The sequence below is a fragment of the Rheinheimera sp. genome, assembly GCF_030824435.1.
Taxonomy (GTDB): Bacteria; Pseudomonadota; Gammaproteobacteria; order Enterobacterales; family Alteromonadaceae; genus Pararheinheimera.
Map to the genome: position 1 here is coordinate 1 of NZ_JAVBXS010000101.1, position 15,704 is coordinate 15,704.

At 49.3% G+C, this 15,704-nt stretch carries 12 protein-coding genes and 2 tRNA genes; 6 read left to right on the top strand and 8 right to left on the bottom strand.

Translation table 11 applies throughout. From position 1 onward, the window contains the following. A partial coding sequence (locus RCH83_RS17035; RefSeq protein ID WP_306523987.1) for a PAS domain S-box protein occupies positions 1-3,216 on the top strand: 3,216 nt, incomplete at its 5' end. Here RCH83_RS17035 and RCH83_RS17040 read toward each other — a convergent pair. From RCH83_RS17040 to RCH83_RS17050, 3 genes are all read right to left on the bottom strand, one after another. Further along, entirely contained in the window at positions 3,182-4,834 is a 1,653-nt protein-coding gene (locus RCH83_RS17040) for a diguanylate cyclase (RefSeq protein ID WP_306523989.1), read from the bottom strand. The two genes, RCH83_RS17035 and RCH83_RS17040, sit on opposite strands and share 35 nt — an antisense overlap. A gap of 80 nt (positions 4,835-4,914) precedes the next feature. Continuing rightward, complete coding sequence (locus RCH83_RS17045) at positions 4,915-6,171, bottom strand: ABC transporter permease (protein ID WP_306523991.1); 1,257 nt, start codon at positions 6,169-6,171, stop codon at positions 4,915-4,917. Continuing rightward, complete coding sequence (locus RCH83_RS17050) at positions 6,162-6,896, bottom strand: ABC transporter ATP-binding protein (protein ID WP_306523992.1); 735 nt, start codon at positions 6,894-6,896, stop codon at positions 6,162-6,164. Before RCH83_RS17050 ends, RCH83_RS17045 begins: the two co-directional genes overlap by 10 nt. Before the next feature lie 72 nt (positions 6,897-6,968). Between RCH83_RS17050 and RCH83_RS17055 the strand changes: the two genes are divergently transcribed. Next, positions 6,969-7,538, top strand: a complete 570-nt coding sequence (locus tag RCH83_RS17055) for a DUF3299 domain-containing protein (protein ID WP_306523993.1) — start codon at positions 6,969-6,971, stop codon at positions 7,536-7,538. 104 nt (positions 7,539-7,642) lie between these two features. Here the strand turns inward: RCH83_RS17055 and RCH83_RS17060 are convergent, their stop codons facing one another. Further along, positions 7,643-8,179, bottom strand: a complete 537-nt coding sequence (locus RCH83_RS17060) for a DUF2796 domain-containing protein (RefSeq protein ID WP_306523994.1) — start codon at positions 8,177-8,179, stop codon at positions 7,643-7,645. A 178-nt stretch (positions 8,180-8,357) separates the two neighbouring features. Between RCH83_RS17060 and RCH83_RS17065 the strand changes: the two genes are divergently transcribed. Genes RCH83_RS17065 through RCH83_RS17075 form a run of 3 tightly spaced genes read left to right on the top strand, consistent with a single transcriptional unit; the run spans position 8,358 to position 12,888 of the window. Then, on the top strand, positions 8,358-9,881 hold the full coding sequence (locus RCH83_RS17065) for a cryptochrome/photolyase family protein (protein ID WP_306523996.1): 1,524 nt from the start codon (positions 8,358-8,360) through the stop codon (positions 9,879-9,881). A 2-nt stretch (positions 9,882-9,883) separates the two neighbouring features. Further along, a complete protein-coding gene (locus RCH83_RS17070) occupies positions 9,884-11,347 on the top strand; it encodes an FAD-binding domain-containing protein (RefSeq protein WP_306523998.1) in 1,464 nt (487 codons plus the stop codon). Beyond that, the gene (locus tag RCH83_RS17075; protein WP_306524000.1) at positions 11,344-12,888 is read left to right on the top strand and encodes an FAD-binding domain-containing protein; all 1,545 of its coding nucleotides are present in this window, start codon (positions 11,344-11,346) and stop codon (positions 12,886-12,888) included. Before RCH83_RS17070 ends, RCH83_RS17075 begins: the two co-directional genes overlap by 4 nt. Here RCH83_RS17075 and RCH83_RS17080 read toward each other — a convergent pair. Together RCH83_RS17080 and RCH83_RS17085 are read right to left on the bottom strand one after the other, a co-directional pair. After that, a complete protein-coding gene (locus tag RCH83_RS17080) occupies positions 12,885-13,769 on the bottom strand; it encodes a M28 family peptidase (protein ID WP_306524002.1) in 885 nt (294 codons plus the stop codon). The genes RCH83_RS17075 and RCH83_RS17080 overlap by 4 nt on opposite strands. A 178-nt stretch (positions 13,770-13,947) precedes the next feature. Further along, the gene (locus tag RCH83_RS17085) at positions 13,948-15,150 is read right to left on the bottom strand and encodes a tetratricopeptide repeat protein (protein ID WP_306524004.1); all 1,203 of its coding nucleotides are present in this window, start codon (positions 15,148-15,150) and stop codon (positions 13,948-13,950) included. A gap of 113 nt (positions 15,151-15,263) precedes the next feature. Here RCH83_RS17085 and RCH83_RS17090 point away from each other — a divergent pair, with 113 nt between their 5' ends. Then, positions 15,264-15,455, top strand: coding sequence for a hypothetical protein (locus RCH83_RS17090; RefSeq protein WP_306524006.1), 192 nt, complete (start codon positions 15,264-15,266; stop codon positions 15,453-15,455). 13 nt (positions 15,456-15,468) lie between these two features. Here RCH83_RS17090 and RCH83_RS17095 read toward each other — a convergent pair. Beyond that, a tRNA-Leu gene (locus RCH83_RS17095) sits at positions 15,469-15,553 on the bottom strand. A 46-nt stretch (positions 15,554-15,599) separates the two neighbouring features. Beyond that, a tRNA-Leu gene (locus RCH83_RS17100) sits at positions 15,600-15,684 on the bottom strand. Positions 15,685-15,704 lie beyond the last annotated feature (20 nt).

A 15,704-nucleotide genomic window follows, 5' to 3' on the forward strand; every position in this document is an offset into this window, starting at 1 on the left:
CGCAGCATCAGCGAAGTTTTTGGCCAGGCCATTAGTGACGAACTGGCCCCTTCGCTTCAACGCTGTTTTTTGGGGGAACAAATTGAATACATTACCCCGGAACGTCATGGCCGCATTCTGAATCTTTGTTTTGTGCCACAAAAATCAGCGCAGAACAAAGTAGAGCACGTGGTGATAGTCGCCACCGATATCACCGAAAGCCATCTGCACCAGCGAAAAATTCAACAGGAACGTGACCGGCTGGACGCTATTATTCAGGGCACCAACCTCGGCACCTGGGAATGGAATATTCAAAGTGGTAAAACTTATTACAATTCCCGCTGGTATCAGATGTTAGGGCTGCCGGTAGAATCCCATACCACTATCGCCACCTGGGAAAAGTTGCTGCACCCGGACGACATGACACCTTCAACCGAAATGTTAAAACGGCATTTTGCCGGTTTATTACCTTTTTATGATGTGAAATTCCGCATGCGCCACAAAGATGGCCATTGGGTCTGGATCCATGCGGTTGGCCGGGTCACCAGTTGGGATCAGACAGGCCAACCTTTATTAATGTTTGGCACCCACACCGACATCAGTCAGGACAAAAAACGCGAAGCTGAAATGTCGGCAAACCGTTCCTGGCTGCAGGCTGTGGTGGATTCGTCCACCGAAGTGGCGATGATTTCGACCGACCCCAATGGCGTTATTCAGCTGTTTAACACCGGCGCCGAACGGATGTTGGGTTACAGTGCAACTGAGCTGGTCGGCAAACACAGTCCGTCCATCTTCCATGATGCGGCTGAAGTGACCCGAAGAGGCGAACAGCTCAGTCACCAATACAAAGAAAAAATTAGCGGTTTTGATACCTTTATTTATAACGCCAGGCAAGGAGTCAGTGAAACCCGGCAATGGACTTACATCTGTAAAAATGGCGAACGTAAGCAGGTTCGGCTCAGTGTGTCAGCAATGCGAAATGACGATGGCACAGCTTTAGGTTATCTGGGGGTTGCCGTTGACGTTACCCAGCTGGAACAACTCAACCACGCCTTATTACTCAGTGAACAACGTCACAGATCAATGCTGGAAAATCTTCCAGGCGTGGTGTACCGCTGTATTAACGACGACAACTGGACCATGTTGTTTATCAGTGATGAAGTGGAAAAACTTACAGGTTATCCGGCCAAAAATTTTATCCGCAACAGAGCCACCAGCTTTGCCGAAATTACCCTGCCCGAAGACGCTAGTCAAAACCGCCGGATAGTTGAACGTGAGCTGGCCAATCATAGTCGTTTTAGTGTGGAATTCCGCATCCGCCATGCTGACGGCTCTATCCGCTGGGTGCAGGAACTGGGCCGGGGCATCTTCGACCAGCATAACAAGTTGTTATATATCGACGGTTTTATCTGGGACGTGACGGCGCAAAAAGAAGCGCAGCTGGCACTCAGAGCCAGTGAACAGAAGTTGTCTTCTTTGTACCAGCTGGCGCCGCTTGCCATAGTACTTAGCCGTTTTGATGATGGCCTTATTCTGGACGCCAACCCGGAATTGCAGCAAATGTTGGGTTACAACCCCAAATCATTACAACGCAGCCGTTTTGCCGATCTGACGCCAGCCAGTTATGACGCGCAGGAACAACAACAGCTGACGTCTTTGCAACAAACCGGCCGGTATGGGCCTTATGAAAAAGAACTGTTACATCAGGACGGCCATCTGGTGCCTGTGGTGCAAAGTGGTGTGCTGATTGAAAGTGCCAGCGGTGAACAACAAACCTGGTCCATTATTCAGGATATTACCGAACACAAACGTATAGAGCAGATGAAAAATCAGTTTGTCTCCACAGTCAGCCACGAACTGCGTACCCCGCTGACAGCCATTTCCGGAGCTCTTGGCCTGATTGGCGGTGGAGCTTTAGGTGAAGTGCCTAAGCAGATGCAGAATATGTTGGCAATTGCACAGGAAAATAGCAATAAACTCAGTCAGTTAATTAATGACTTGCTCGATATCGATAAACTGGTGGCCGGCAAAATGCAGTTTGAATTTTCTTTGTGTTCTATCAAAGATTTATTACAACAAAGTGTATTGCACAACCAGCCTTACGCCGATAAATATCAGGCCAGCATTAGTTTGCAGGCAGAATCTGATGCCACTGTGCAGCTTGACCCTATGCGATTCCATCAGATCATGGCCAATTTGTTGTCTAACGCCGCCAAGTTTTCACCTGCCGGCAGCGAAATTGTGGTGCGTTTATATCAGTCGGGCGTTGAAATGGTGATTGAAGTGCTGGATGAGGGCCCTGGGATCAGCGCCGAATTTCAGCAACGTATGTTTGAAAAATTCTCCCAGGCCGATTCAGCGGATGCACGTAGTAAAGACGGTACCGGCCTGGGTTTAGCTATTGTAAAAGAACTGACCGAACGTATGCATGGCCAAATCAGTTACCAGCGTAGAAGCGAAGGCGGCAGTTGTTTTGCGTTACATTTCCCTACGCTGAAACCCGGCAGTTCGTTACACCGTGATGCCATTCTGGTGGTGGAAGACGACCCTGCTGTTGCCGGTTATATCAAGATGTTGCTGGAAACGTCCGGTTATCTGGTCAGTACAGCACATAGTCTGGCCAGTGCCCGCCGCGCGTTGAGTTTACGTAGTTTTGTTGCCATCACACTGGATCTGAATTTACCTGATGGCCACGCTTCGGCTTTTATCAGCGAACTTCGCAGCCAGAGCAATACCATCACTTTACCAATTCTGGTGATTTCTGTTGAAAAACAGGAAGGACAAACCCTTTACACAGGTTTTACTGCCTTCGACTGGTTAAATAAACCGGTGCAGGCACCTGATTTAATAGATAAAATTCATAAATTAGTGACGCCGGCCAAACCCAAAGTATTACATGTGGAAGACGACCCGGCATTAAGTGACTTGTTGCAACAACTCACCCTTGATGCCGCTACAACTGTCAGTGCAGCTTCGGTGGAAGAAGCCAGACAGCTGCTGCAACAACAGGATTTTGATCTGGTGGTACTGGATTTAGCTTTACCTGATGGCTCGGGCTGGGAATTATTGCCGCTCATCGCACAACAACATCAACATGTGCCGGTTCTGGTATGGTCGGCAGAGCAGATAACCGCAGAACAATGCGCCAAAGTTGATGCAGTGCTGGCAAAAGGCCAACACGCTATTCCACAACTGTTAGGCACTATTCATCAGCTACTGGCGCCGCAAAAACCTTGATCTGATTACGGCCGCCGGTTTTGGCCTGGTACAACGCCTGATCAGCCTGCTCTATCACCAGATCAGGCTGTAATTGCTGGTTGCTGCTGGCAATACCGGCACTGAAAGTACAATAAAAACTCTGACTATCAAAGCTAAATGGGAAACCAGCAAAAGATTCACGCAATTTATCAATCACACTAAAAGCTTTTTCCACCGGACAATCCGGCAATACCAATAAAAACTCTTCCCCGCCATAACGACCAATCATGTCGGTTTTGCGCAGTTGTTGTTTCAGTAAATTGGCCAGACTGGTGATCACCTGATCGCCGGTTAAATGACCATAACTGTCATTCACCTTTTTAAAATGATCAATGTCCAGCATCACCACACTCACCTGTTGCTGCGCTCTTTCACTACGCACCAGCTCAGCTGCCAGCCGTTCTTTAATATGAGCATGTTGCAGTAAGCCGGTCAGGCTGTCTTTGGTCATTACTTCTGCCAGCTGACGGGCGCGTTGAGCACGGGCAAAAATGGCAACCACCAAAGCATTGTCGGTAATAGGTTTGGTCAGGAAGTCATCGCCGGCCTTAATTAACACCGCCAACTGACGTTCGCTGTCCGTTTCTGACGACAAATAAATAATAGGCACACCCAACCATTCATCCTGCAAGCGGATAAGTTGCGCCAGCTCCGGGCCCGTACATTGGGGCATATTCACGTCAAGCAAAATGACGTCGGGGTGAAACTTACGCAAACCGGCAAAAATATCGGCCGGATTATTCAGAATTTCCGCTCTGAGCCCTGCAGTTTCCAGCACCAACGCATAATGCTTGGCCAGGAGTTGATCATCATCAACAATCAATACCCGAAAAGCGTCGCGCTGACGTCCAGCCAACAAACGTTGTAATCTGGCTTCCAGTGCCTGGGCATTCACAGGTTTGACAAAATACCCCAGAGCACCACTACGCACCGCCTTCAGGTAATAGCTAAAATCGTCATGGCCGCTGATCACAAAAAGCGGAACCTGCTCCGGCAATTGTTGTTGCATGCATTCAATAAAACCAAGACCGGATTCAATTTCTTCAGGTAGCTCAATATCAATAATCAGCGCATCGGGTAACTGGCGTTGTAGCGCAGTCTGCAACAAATGACTTTGTTGAAACCATTCAACCACATAACCAAAAGTAGACAGCGTCAGGCACAAATGCCGGGCCGTCTCGCCTTCGTCTTCCAGCAGATAAATTAAGGTTTGTTTTTTATCGGTATTTTTTTCAGCGACAGGCAACAGCCGCTGCTGCACCACCAAGCGTTTTTGCTGGCGCAACTGCGAAAAAATATGCCTGAAACTGTCAATTTGTTCTGCAGCTGGTGCTGCATGGTCGGCCAACCAGGTTTTGGCCTGCACTTCCAGCGCTTTGGCCGATTGTCCAAGTTCATGTAAACCAAAGGTACCGGCCGAACCTGCCAGCGTATGAAAACTTGCCAGCAGCTTTGCTACCAGAGGACGCCAGTCTGGCGTATTGTCCAACTGATCCAGTTGCTGTTGCAACAAAGGGAGCTCCTGTTGCAGCCTATCAAGATATTGCTGGTGCAACAGCGCAAGTTGCTGCTCAAGTTTCTCTTTTGCGTTAGTCATGCGTCCGCTTCGCTTTGTTCAGATGCCTTACTATAGCAAACTTCCCTGAACAACCAAGCGCTTACACCATATTCAGCACATCATAAACGCACCTGGAGCCCCTGTGCCAGGCTTTGACGGTATGTCAGGTACGAAGGTATGGCCCCTAACAACAATGCCAGCGTCATAAAAGCCGCCAACAAAATTGCACTGTGGTTATGCCAGGGCAACCACGAAATAACCAGACCATACTGGCTGCTTAACACAGGCCGGGCAGCTGCCAAACCGGCACAAAGCAATAATATAGCGCTGACCATACTGCCCAGGCTAATACATAAAACTTCCAGTTCAATCAGCCAGAATAATTGCCAGGGCCTGGCGCCAACGGCCCTTAAAATGGCCATTTCCCTCTGCCGTTCTTTCATCGCGGCCAGCAAAGTGGTCACCATACCAATCAGCGCTGCAATTAACACCAGCAAGGTCACCAGCAACAACATATTTTCGACCATCGCCAGCATTTGCCACAGTTCAGCCAGCGCGGCGCCAGGTAAAATGGCTGTTAAGGGTTCAGCTTTAAATTCATTAATTTGCCGCTGTATCGCAAAAGTAGCCACTTTCGATTTTAGCCCCAGCATAAATGCCGTCAGCACCTTAGGTTGCAGCTTCTTCAGTTGTTCTTCACTGAGCTTTGGCGTTTTGCCAAGCCTGGGTGTGCCCCCCTGCCATCCGAGATGAATGGCTTCAATACTTTCCAGACTGACATGCACACTCTGATCAACCGGCGTACCCGTTGGCGCCAGAATACCGACGACTGAAAATGGTTGATCTTTATGTTGGGTGAAGCTCACAGCGCCAACACCATGCGACAAAATAATCTGCGCTCCCAGCTGATACCCCAGTTTTTCAGCCACGGCAGCGCCAAGCACCACCTGATAAACACCGGCAAATGCTTGCCCTTGCGCAAAGGCAAGCTGTTGCTGCTGACCATAGCGGAAATACCGGAAATAATCGCCATTGGTGCCTATCACCCGAAAACCCCGGTGTGAATCGCCAAGCGCCATCGGAATAGCCCAGGCCACCTGTGGATGAGATGCCAACTGCTGATAATGCTGATAACTGATGTTATTGGTGGCATTGCCAAGCCTGAAAACCGAATACAACAATAAATTCAGCTGGCCGGAGCGTGCCCCCACTATTAAGTCGGTGCCGGACACTGTACTGGTAAAACTACGTTTGGCTTCCAGCCGCAAATGGTCGATACCAAGCAACAACGCAATACTGATAGTCAGCGACAATAAAGTCATCAGCACAGTACCGCGCCTGTGCCATAAACTTTGTCTGGCCAGAGTTAACAACATACTGCGCCCTCCGTGCCGTTGATGTTCTGACTCAGCGGTCGCACACCAGCTGCCAGCGCATCCATTTGTAATTGCCAGTGAAAATAATGCGCAAGCGCGGTGTCATGGCTGACAAAAAGCACAGTGGTACCACAACGGTCGGCTTCGTTTAACATGAGCCGGATAAAAGCATCTCTGTTATCGGCGTCCAGCGCTGAGGTGGGCTCGTCGGCAATCAGCAAAGCGGGTTCATTCAGCAAGGCTCTGGCAATAGCGACCCTCTGTTGTTGACCAACACTAAGCTGCACCGCTTGTTGTTGCCACAAATTCTCTTCAAGTCCCAATGCGCTGAGCAACATTTGTGCCCTTGGTCTTTTGCTGTCGCTGCTGTGACCGGCAAATTCAGCCGCCAGCAACACGTTATCCAGCACCGATAAATAACCGATTAAATTTAACTGCTGAAACACTACACCTATGTCGCGGGCGCGAATCAGGTCGCGACGTGCAGCAGTTTGTGGCTGAAACAACTGGCCATGAATGCTGATTTCACCACGGCTTATCGCATGAATACCGGACAACAAATTTAACAAGGTGGTTTTACCTGAGCCTGAAACGCCGCGGATAAACAGATGCTGGCCGACAGCAAGCTGAAAGTCAGGTAGCTGCAGACTAAAGGCATCTGGCCCCGGATAACTGAAATAAAAATTTTTGAGTTCAAGCGCGGGAAAATTCGGTTCTGCTGGCACAAGCATTCTCGGCAAAGTGATATGATAGGGCGTAATTATTACTTTATAACATAAGCGCGAGAGTAAGCTCCAATGTTCAAGCCGTTGTTGATAGGATTATTCCTGAGTCTGGTCGCATTCCAGACTTCTGCCGCCAAAAGCGAACAAGCGCAAAGTGCACAAGCTGCACAAACGCTGGAATGGACAGATTTATTACCGCCGGAAGATTTGGCCAAAATGGAAGCTTTGCCTGAGGTCAGCCACGAAGGTGGCGAAGGGGGTGGTTCTGCCATCAATAAACTGAATAAAGACGACCCTGCCAGCCAGGCCTGGGCTGAAGTACTGCAATCGGCCAAAGTGCGTGGCGAATTAAACGGCAAAAAAGTGCGGATCCCGGGTTTTGTTGTACCCATTGAATATGACGCCGATCAAAACATTACTGCGTTTTTTCTGGTGCCCTACTTTGGCGCCTGTATTCACGTGCCGCCACCACCGCCAAACCAGATTATTTTTGTGACCAATGCCAAAGGCTTAAAAGCCGATATGATTTATAACCCTTTCTGGCTGGAAGGCACTTTAACCACTGAAACCATGAGCCACGATTTAGCCAATTCGGCTTACAGCATTAAAGCCGACAAAATCAGTGAGTATGTCTACGAATAACGATTGTCGCCTTGTTAGAGCAATAAAAAGCCCCGTGAGCAGCGGGGCTTTTTTGTGTTATTTACAAGCTCCGGCGGCAAAACACCGCGGCTGGCATACCCTATTTATTGGCTAAATTTCAGCACTGACACTTCTGCTGACAGCTCTGCCACTCCGGCCTCACCGTTGACCAGATACTGTACGGTAATTCTTTCCAATGCCGGGCTTTGGCTGAATAAAGTGAAACTGATGTCAGACAACTTTAACGGCGCCTGACATAAAATCTGGAAATTTACATATAAATCAACATGGTCTTTCTCAGACCCCTGCTCCTGACGAAAATCCTGACCACTGATATTACAATTGGCCGCTGCCGCCAGGCTAAACCAAGCGCCACTTTTCAACATATCCAGCTGCTGTTGCTGCTGTTGTTGTTCGGCTGCATTGCCGGGCTGGTGTTCAAAACCAACAATATTGGCAGCAGCAGTATTTAACACCAACTCAGCTTCGTTACCATCAAGCACAAAAGTCAGGCTGGCTTTGCCATGCTGATGGGCGCCATGTTGTTCTTCAGCATGGCTCAATGCCGGGTTCAATAAGGCAACTACGGCCATAAAAGCAAGACTTAACCGCTTGCTCAGCACCAAATAGGAATTTTTCATCTAAGTCTCCCTGGCAGTAATTATTGTGCTGAATCATACCGCAACCAGAAGGCACTGCAATGCAGACATCCTATGGCTGAGACCTGCGAACAACAAAATCAGCCCATCTGTCCTGATCCTTCTGCGCTATCTGCCCGTAATTGCCGTATCAATGTTTTTGAGTGCCAGTTTGATTGTTATGGCAAAACTTATCCTGATCTTGGGTGATCAACTCAGCCCGGCCCTTGCCAGTTTGCGGCAGTGGCAACAAGGTGATGTGATTGTGCTGGCCGAAGTGCAGGCAGAGGCCGGTTATGTGCGCCATCACCAGCACAAAATAGTGCTGATTTTCAGCGCCATGCGTCACTTTGCCAACAGCCTGCGCGAGCAGGGTATGCAGGTGAAATATTTTCAGTATAAAGAGCGTATTGCGTCTTTATACGAAGCAGTTGCCAGCACTCTCAGTCAGCAGCCAGAGCTGACCGAAGTACTGTTGACTGAAGCGGCCGAATACCGGCTGGCGCAGGAAATTTCAGCATGGCCGACCTTGTTAAAAAGGCCGGTCACAGTGTTGCCGGACGACCGTTTTATTGCCAGCACCGACATGTTCCGGCGCTGGGCCGATGGCCGCAGCCAATTCAGAATGGAGTATTTTTACCGCGAAATGCGCCGCTACACCGGCCTGCTGATGAACGGCAACGAACCCGAAGGCGGCAAATGGAATTATGACCATGATAACCGCCAGAGTTGCCCGGCACATTTAGTGTTTCCAAAGCCAGAGCCTGTGGCAGCAGATGCGATCACAGCTGAAGTGATACAGCTGGTACAACAGGAATTTAGCGGCAATATAGGTGATGCAGGTACTTTTTGTCTCGCCGTCACTGGCAAGGACGCCAGGGCGGTTTTTCTTGATTTTGTCACGCATCAGCTCCCACTTTTTGGCCAGTATCAGGACGCGATGCAACTGGATCAGCCATTTTTATTCCACAGCATCAGCGCTATGTATCTGAATATTGGTTTGCTGGACGTACGCTGGATGTGTCAAAAAGTCGAGCAGGCTTACCGTGAAGGCAAGGTGCCGCTGAACGCTGCCGAGGGTTTTATCCGTCAGTTAATTGGCTGGCGTGAATATGTCCGGGGTTTGTACTGGCTGCTGATGCCAGACTATAAAACACACAACTATTTTGCTGCTGAAAGGGCTTTGCCTGCTTATTATTGGCATGGCAACACTTCAATGCGCTGTATGCAACAGGCTATCAGTCACACCATAAAGCACGCCTATTCACACCATATTCAACGGCTGATGATCACAGGCAATTTTGCGTTGTTGGCCGGATTGTCGGTGGCAGAAATGAATGAGTGGTATCTGGCGGTGTATGCCGATGCCTTTGAATGGGTGCAACTGCCAAACACCAGCGGCATGGCGCTGTTTGCCGATGGTGGTGTGCTGGCATCCAAACCTTATGCCGCCAGCGGCAATTACATCCAGCGGATGAGTAACTACTGCCAGCATTGTTCTTATCAGGTCAAAAAAGTCACAGGCGAAGGCGCCTGCCCTTTTAACGCTTTGTACTGGGATTTTCTGGCCAGAAATGAAGACAAACTTGCCACAAATGCCCGTATGCAACTGGCGTATCAGCAGTGGCGGCGAAAACCGGCCGAAGCACAACAAGCCATCCGCGATTATGCCAAAGAGCTGTTAATCAAACTGGAAAAACTCTGAACATGACCCGGCTGGTGCTGCTGAATCAGGCTATGCGTCTGACCGACAATATGCTGTTGCAACAACAAGGCGACTGTATGGCGGTGCTGCTGCTGGATAAAAACCAGTATCTGGGCCAGCAACACGGCATCGTCAGAGCAAGTTCATTAAAACTGGCACACAGTCTCTGGCTTGCCGAAGACTTTCGTTTACAACTTCAGCAGCTTCAGCTGCCATTATTATGTATGTTGGCAGATGCCAATACAGTACTACCCGCTCTTATCAAAGATTTTGGCATCAGCAGTGTGGTGATGGCCGAGCCTGTCGCGGCAGAAGAGCAACAGTTACTTCAGCTGGCAGCTCTATCAGTGCCTGTGTCTTGCCTGGATTTAAATTCATTATTGGCCGCAGAGCTTCGCCCTGATCTCAACACACTGCCCGACAGTTTCAGCAAATTCAGAAGCCAACGTGAACCAGAACTCAAGGTCAGTCCGGCTTTGTCTGCAGTGTCGGTTTCAGGACGCTGGTTGTCACCTGATGACATACAGGCGGCAACAACAACCTCTGTGACTGTTGATTTTGCAGCACAGTGGCAACAGACTTTGGCTGATCACCCACTGCCACAGCCCCAGGCCTTAGCGACAGAGCGGCAGCAGCAACAACAGTTTTTGGCTTATCTTTATGATAACCAGGCCATTTACCACTACAAAACCAGCCGCAACCAGTTTTGTGACCTGCCTTCAGACAAAGCATCCAGAGATACCACGCCGCTTTATGCCAGTTTTGTGTCAACAGCACTGAGCCATGGCACTTTATCTGTGCGCTGGTTATGGCAACAGATTTGTGTACTGGAAACAACAAAGGCTGGTAATGAGTCGACCTATTGGCTGAAATTTGAATTGCTTTGGCGTGAATATTTTCGCTGGCAACAGCGCAAATTTGGCGTATTGCTATTTTCTCATGCAGGTCTTGGCCGGCACCCGGTACCACAACCTCAGGGTGATATGGCACAACAACAACTGAAGTTTAGTCTGTGGTGTCAGGGGCAAACCGGGTTGCCACTGGTGGATGCCAATATGCGGCAGTTACAGGCAACGGGCCTGATGTCAAACCGCGGCCGCCAGCTGGTGGCCAGTTATCTCATTTATGATCTTGGCCTCGACTGGCGCTGGGGCGCTGCTTATTTTGAGCAACAGCTGCTCGATTATGATGTCGCGAGTAACTGGGGCAACTGGGCTTATATTGCCGGCGCCGGCACTGCAGCGGGTCGTTATTTTAATCAGCTGAAGCAGGCGCTGCAGTACGACAGCGACGCTTATTTTATTCGCCAACAGGTTAAAGAGCTTAGTGGTCTTGGGTTAGCGGCCCACCTGCCTTATCTGAGTGCCGCTGCAGCGCCCTGGCAACAACAACTGCAGGTACCACCAACAAAACCTGACTGGCAAAGCAGTCTGGCAAAACTCCGGCAACTGTTGCAGCTCAGATGATCACTATCGTCTGGTTTAAACGGGATTTACGTATTAGCGATCACGCTGCTCTTGCGGCTGCGGCACAACGCGGGCCAGTGTTGCCACTTTATATTATTGAACCGGATTACTGGCAACAGCCTGACACGTCGCTCAGACACTGGCAGTTTATCCGCGGCGCTTTGCTGGAGCTTGATCGGCAGCTACAACAACTTGGTCAAGCTTTGTTGGTGCAACGTGGACCGGCCAGTAAAGTATTACTGCAGCTGTGCCGGCAGTATCAGGCCAGTGCAGTGTTCAGCCATGAAGAAACCGGCAATTTATGGAGTTATCAACGCGATTTGGCCGTACAGCAGGCACTGGCGCAGCATGGTGTACTCTGGCAACAATTCCGGCAGTTTGCCGTATTCCGGCCGCTGAAAGACCGTGATTTATGGTTCAGTCAGGCGGATGCCTGGTTAAAAACGCCATTAATACAGACACCTGCCAAGTTGCCTCCGGTCACGTCACCACAACCCAATCTGGCGCTGCTGCTTGCGCAGCTGTCACCAGAAAGGCGTATTGACTTACCACCCTGCCAACAGACGCAACAGGCCACTGAACTGCACTCTACCCTTCACAGTTTTTTTCTCACAAGGTCGGGCAACTACCAAAAGCATATTTCTTATGCCGCCAGAGCCAGCCAAAGCTGCTCCAGACTCAGTCCTTTTTTAAGTTATGGCATGGTTAGCATGCGCGCTTTACAACAGCAATGCTGGCGCGAGATGCAACAACAACAGTCGCAGGGGCACAAAGCGGCGCTGGCAGCATTTTTCAGCAGATTACGTTGGCATTGTCATTTTATCCAGAAGCTGGAAGACGAACCCTTGATTGAAATGGCCAATATGCATCCGGGTTTTGATGGCATGCGGGAACAAGATTTCGCCCGTGAAAAGTTTGCCGCTTTTTGTGCGGGTCAAACCGGTTATCCCTTGATTGATGCAGCTATTCGCTGTCTGCTTAGTACCGGCTGGTTACATTTTCGCGGCCGCGCTATGTTGGTGGCTTTTGCAGCCTATCATCTGTGGTTACATTGGCGGCCAACAGCACTGTTTCTGGCGCAATGTTTTGTCGACTACGAACCCGGTATTCATTACCCACAAATTCAGATGCAATCGGGTACAACCTCTATTAACCCAAACCGCATCTATAACCCACTGAAACAAAGCCAGTTAAAAGATCCAAACGGGCATTTTATCCGGCGCTGGTGCCCTGAACTTGCGCAGCTACCTGACAGCTGGCTGCACAGCCCCTGGTTATTGCCGGTAAATTTACAACAGCGTTATGGTGTTTATCCGGATATCGACTATCCCATGCCGGTGGTACAGCTGGAGCAGGCCATGCGTCAAGCCAGAGCAAAATTATCGGCCTGGTCGGCCGGGCAGGACAAACTGCAGTGGCGTTTGGTACAACAACAGGTAATACAGCGCCATGCCAGTCGTAAAAGACCCGTCAAACAACAGGCAGGGCCACAGCAGTTATTGATCTTTGATGCAGAGTCAAAAGCAACTGACCACATTTAGTCGGCTGCGGCTTCACGCGGATACTGCAACTGAGTAGGGTTTTGTTGTTCCAGCCAATACACAGTACTGCTGATTTGCACCAGGGCAGCCTGGAAAAAATCTGGGTCAATACGCTGCCAGTCGTCGTCCTGTGTGTGGTAATCGGCATGTAAATCCACGCCAAAATACAAATATGGAATACCGGCACGACGGAATACACCATGATCACTGGCATTGCTCCAGTCGACGCTGGCACTGCCCCTGCTTTGATCACGCTGCTCATTGGCCAGCACTAAACGTACACCCGCTTGTTCGGTTCTTGGCATTGTTTTGATGGCAGGTAAACTACGTTTGCCAAGCAAATATAAACGATTGCGCCTTTCGCCCCGGCCAATCATATCCAGATTAATATTCAATAACATCTGCGCTGCCGGCACCGGAGGATTTGCCAAAAAAGCTCTGGCACCATCCAGACCATGCTCTTCCGCATCAGTGGCAACAAAAAGATAAGAATAAGCCGGGCACTGTTGCTTGAGCAAAGCAGCCAGATACAACAAACCAGCCACGCCAGAAGCGTTGTCATCTGCACCGTTATAAATGGTTTTTCCTCTGCTTTTCAGGTGATCATAATGGGCTGTCACCACAATATAAATGTCCGGATAAGAACAACCTTTTTGCATGGCAAACAGATTGACCCCCCGATGTTGGCTAAACCCCACTTTAAATGCAAAAGGCTGCCGATAATCTGTTGTCAACGCCTGCAGACCAATCTCATAAAAACGTTGTTGTATATATTGTTGTGCCAGCACACTGCCGGCGCTGCCACTGCTGCGCCCTGCCATCTCATCTGACGATAAAGTTTGTAAATCCTGCCAGGCGGCTTGCCATAACAAAGGTGGCATCTGTGCAACCTGTGTTGTGGACTGCGGCGAAACTTGTTGTGTAGATCCTTGCATGGGCTGAGTAGAAAATTCAGCTGTCAGCATAGCTGCTGCTGTTGGCAGAAATGCAGCCAGTGGAAATGGCAACAACAATAACAGCACCAAAGAGCAAAATCGGCTCTTTGGCGCTACACGATGTTTAGTCCTGTTTTGCCACTGCATTTAACATATCCAGTTTATGTTGATAACGCCGCCGCTCAGGCGCTGAGTCGGTATGGCGTTTAGCAGCTTGCAGATAATGACTTGCCTGCAGCAAATCCTGTTTCAGCACATAACTGCGCGCCAGACCAAAATAAGCTTCTGGCACATGAGGTTGCAATTTCAGGCTGCGGCGAAAATGTTTAATAGCGCTGTCGGCTTGCTGCCGCTCCAACGCTTCATTGCCTTGCATAATAAAATAATAGGGGTTATTCAGCCGTTTTTTCTCCACCTGTTGCTCCAGTGCAGTGGCCTCTTGCTGACGCCCTGTCAGCTCATACAACATTGCCAGATTCGACATGGTATTAGAATGTTCAGGCTCCAGCCTCAGACTGTGCAAATACACTTGTTCAGCCAGCGCTAACATGTCTTTTTTGCGATACAACACCGCCAGATTATTCCAGTTTTGCGCCAGTTGTGGTGCGGTGTTAATAGCGGCTTTGAGGTAGTGATAGGCCAAGTCATAATCACCGGCCATCATCGCGTCAGCGGCTTTATTGTTGTAAAACATTGCCACTATGCTTTGTTGGGGAATACGTGTTGCCTGTTGTCTTGCACGCTGTGGCACCATGTCAAAATCAATCAGATAACCATTGCCTCTTAACACCACAATATGTTGCGCTGAACTTCGGATTTTATTGGGATAAATCATCAGATTTACATGGCCGTTCAGCATGCTATTACCAGACCTGGTGATCCAATATTCCGGCACATCAACATCCTGAAAATGTGCGTCAAAACCAAGCTGTTGCGCCAGACTATAAGCCAAAATTGTCAACGACAAACAATTCGCTTCTTTTTTGGCATAAGTGTCGCTTGCTATCAGGGTTGCATTATTTACATATTCCAGCGGGTCGCCGTCACTACCAAAAATAAAAGTCAACAGCGCCAGGCTGCGCTCATCGGCATATTGATAAGGCAACACTTGCTGTCTGGCCTGAGCGACCACAGCTTCAGGTAAGGCAAAAATTTGTTGTTCGGTTTCTACAGGAATATTAATGGACTGAAATTCGCTGTCCTGTAACAACAATCCGGATGCAATATGCTGGCCGGAAGTTGCCGGCGTTTGCTGGCAGGCAGCAAGCAACAACAATGTTGTGACAGATAAAATTTTAATCGCAAAATGATGAATGACTGTAGGCATAACACACCTCAACTGCGGTTCACACATGCTTGAGTGTATACGTCTGTCATAACCATAGCTTGAATATTGTACAGAACAAATTGTGACAAAAAGTGTCACAACGGCAGCAATTTTTGCCAGCAGCAACATCATACAGCCCGATTGCGGCAAAACAATGTGAATGGCAGCACAACGCAGTGAGCAAGGTTAGCAACAACAGTATTGTGACCGCAAAAATTGCTGTGGATATGATGGGAAATTCTGAAGATTCCGCCGGCGTTCAAGCCAGTCTGATACAAAATGCAGATACAAAAAAACCAGCTTAAAAGCTGGTTAATTTGGTGCCTAGGGGGGGACTCGAACCCCCACGCCGCGAAGCGCTAACACCTGAAGCTAGTGTGTCTACCAATTCCACCACCGAGGCATGTGTTCTGCGTATTTTGCAATACGGCTTTATTTGTCAACGACTTTGGTGCCTAGGGGGGGACTCGAACCCCCACGCCGCGAAGCGCTAACACCTGAAGCTAGTGTGTCTACCAATTCCACCACCGAGGCATATGCCGCCGACGCCGTGC

Coding starts and splice junctions, on each gene's coding strand:
- RCH83_RS17040 (WP_306523989.1), bottom strand. CDS start 4,834: ATGACTAACGCAAAAGAGAAACTTGAGCAGCAACTTGCGCTGTTGCAC.
- RCH83_RS17045 (WP_306523991.1), bottom strand. CDS start 6,171: ATGTTGTTAACTCTGGCCAGACAAAGTTTATGGCACAGGCGCGGTACT.
- RCH83_RS17080 (WP_306524002.1), bottom strand. CDS start 13,769: ATGCCACCTTTGTTATGGCAAGCCGCCTGGCAGGATTTACAAACTTTA.
- RCH83_RS17060 (WP_306523994.1), bottom strand. CDS start 8,179: ATGAAAAATTCCTATTTGGTGCTGAGCAAGCGGTTAAGTCTTGCTTTT.
- RCH83_RS17065 (WP_306523996.1), top strand. CDS start 8,358: ATGGCAAAACTTATCCTGATCTTGGGTGATCAACTCAGCCCGGCCCTT.
- RCH83_RS17075 (WP_306524000.1), top strand. CDS start 11,344: ATGATCACTATCGTCTGGTTTAAACGGGATTTACGTATTAGCGATCAC.
- RCH83_RS17055 (WP_306523993.1), top strand. CDS start 6,969: ATGTTCAAGCCGTTGTTGATAGGATTATTCCTGAGTCTGGTCGCATTC.
- RCH83_RS17085 (WP_306524004.1), bottom strand. CDS start 15,150: ATGCCTACAGTCATTCATCATTTTGCGATTAAAATTTTATCTGTCACA.
- RCH83_RS17070 (WP_306523998.1), top strand. CDS start 9,884: ATGACCCGGCTGGTGCTGCTGAATCAGGCTATGCGTCTGACCGACAAT.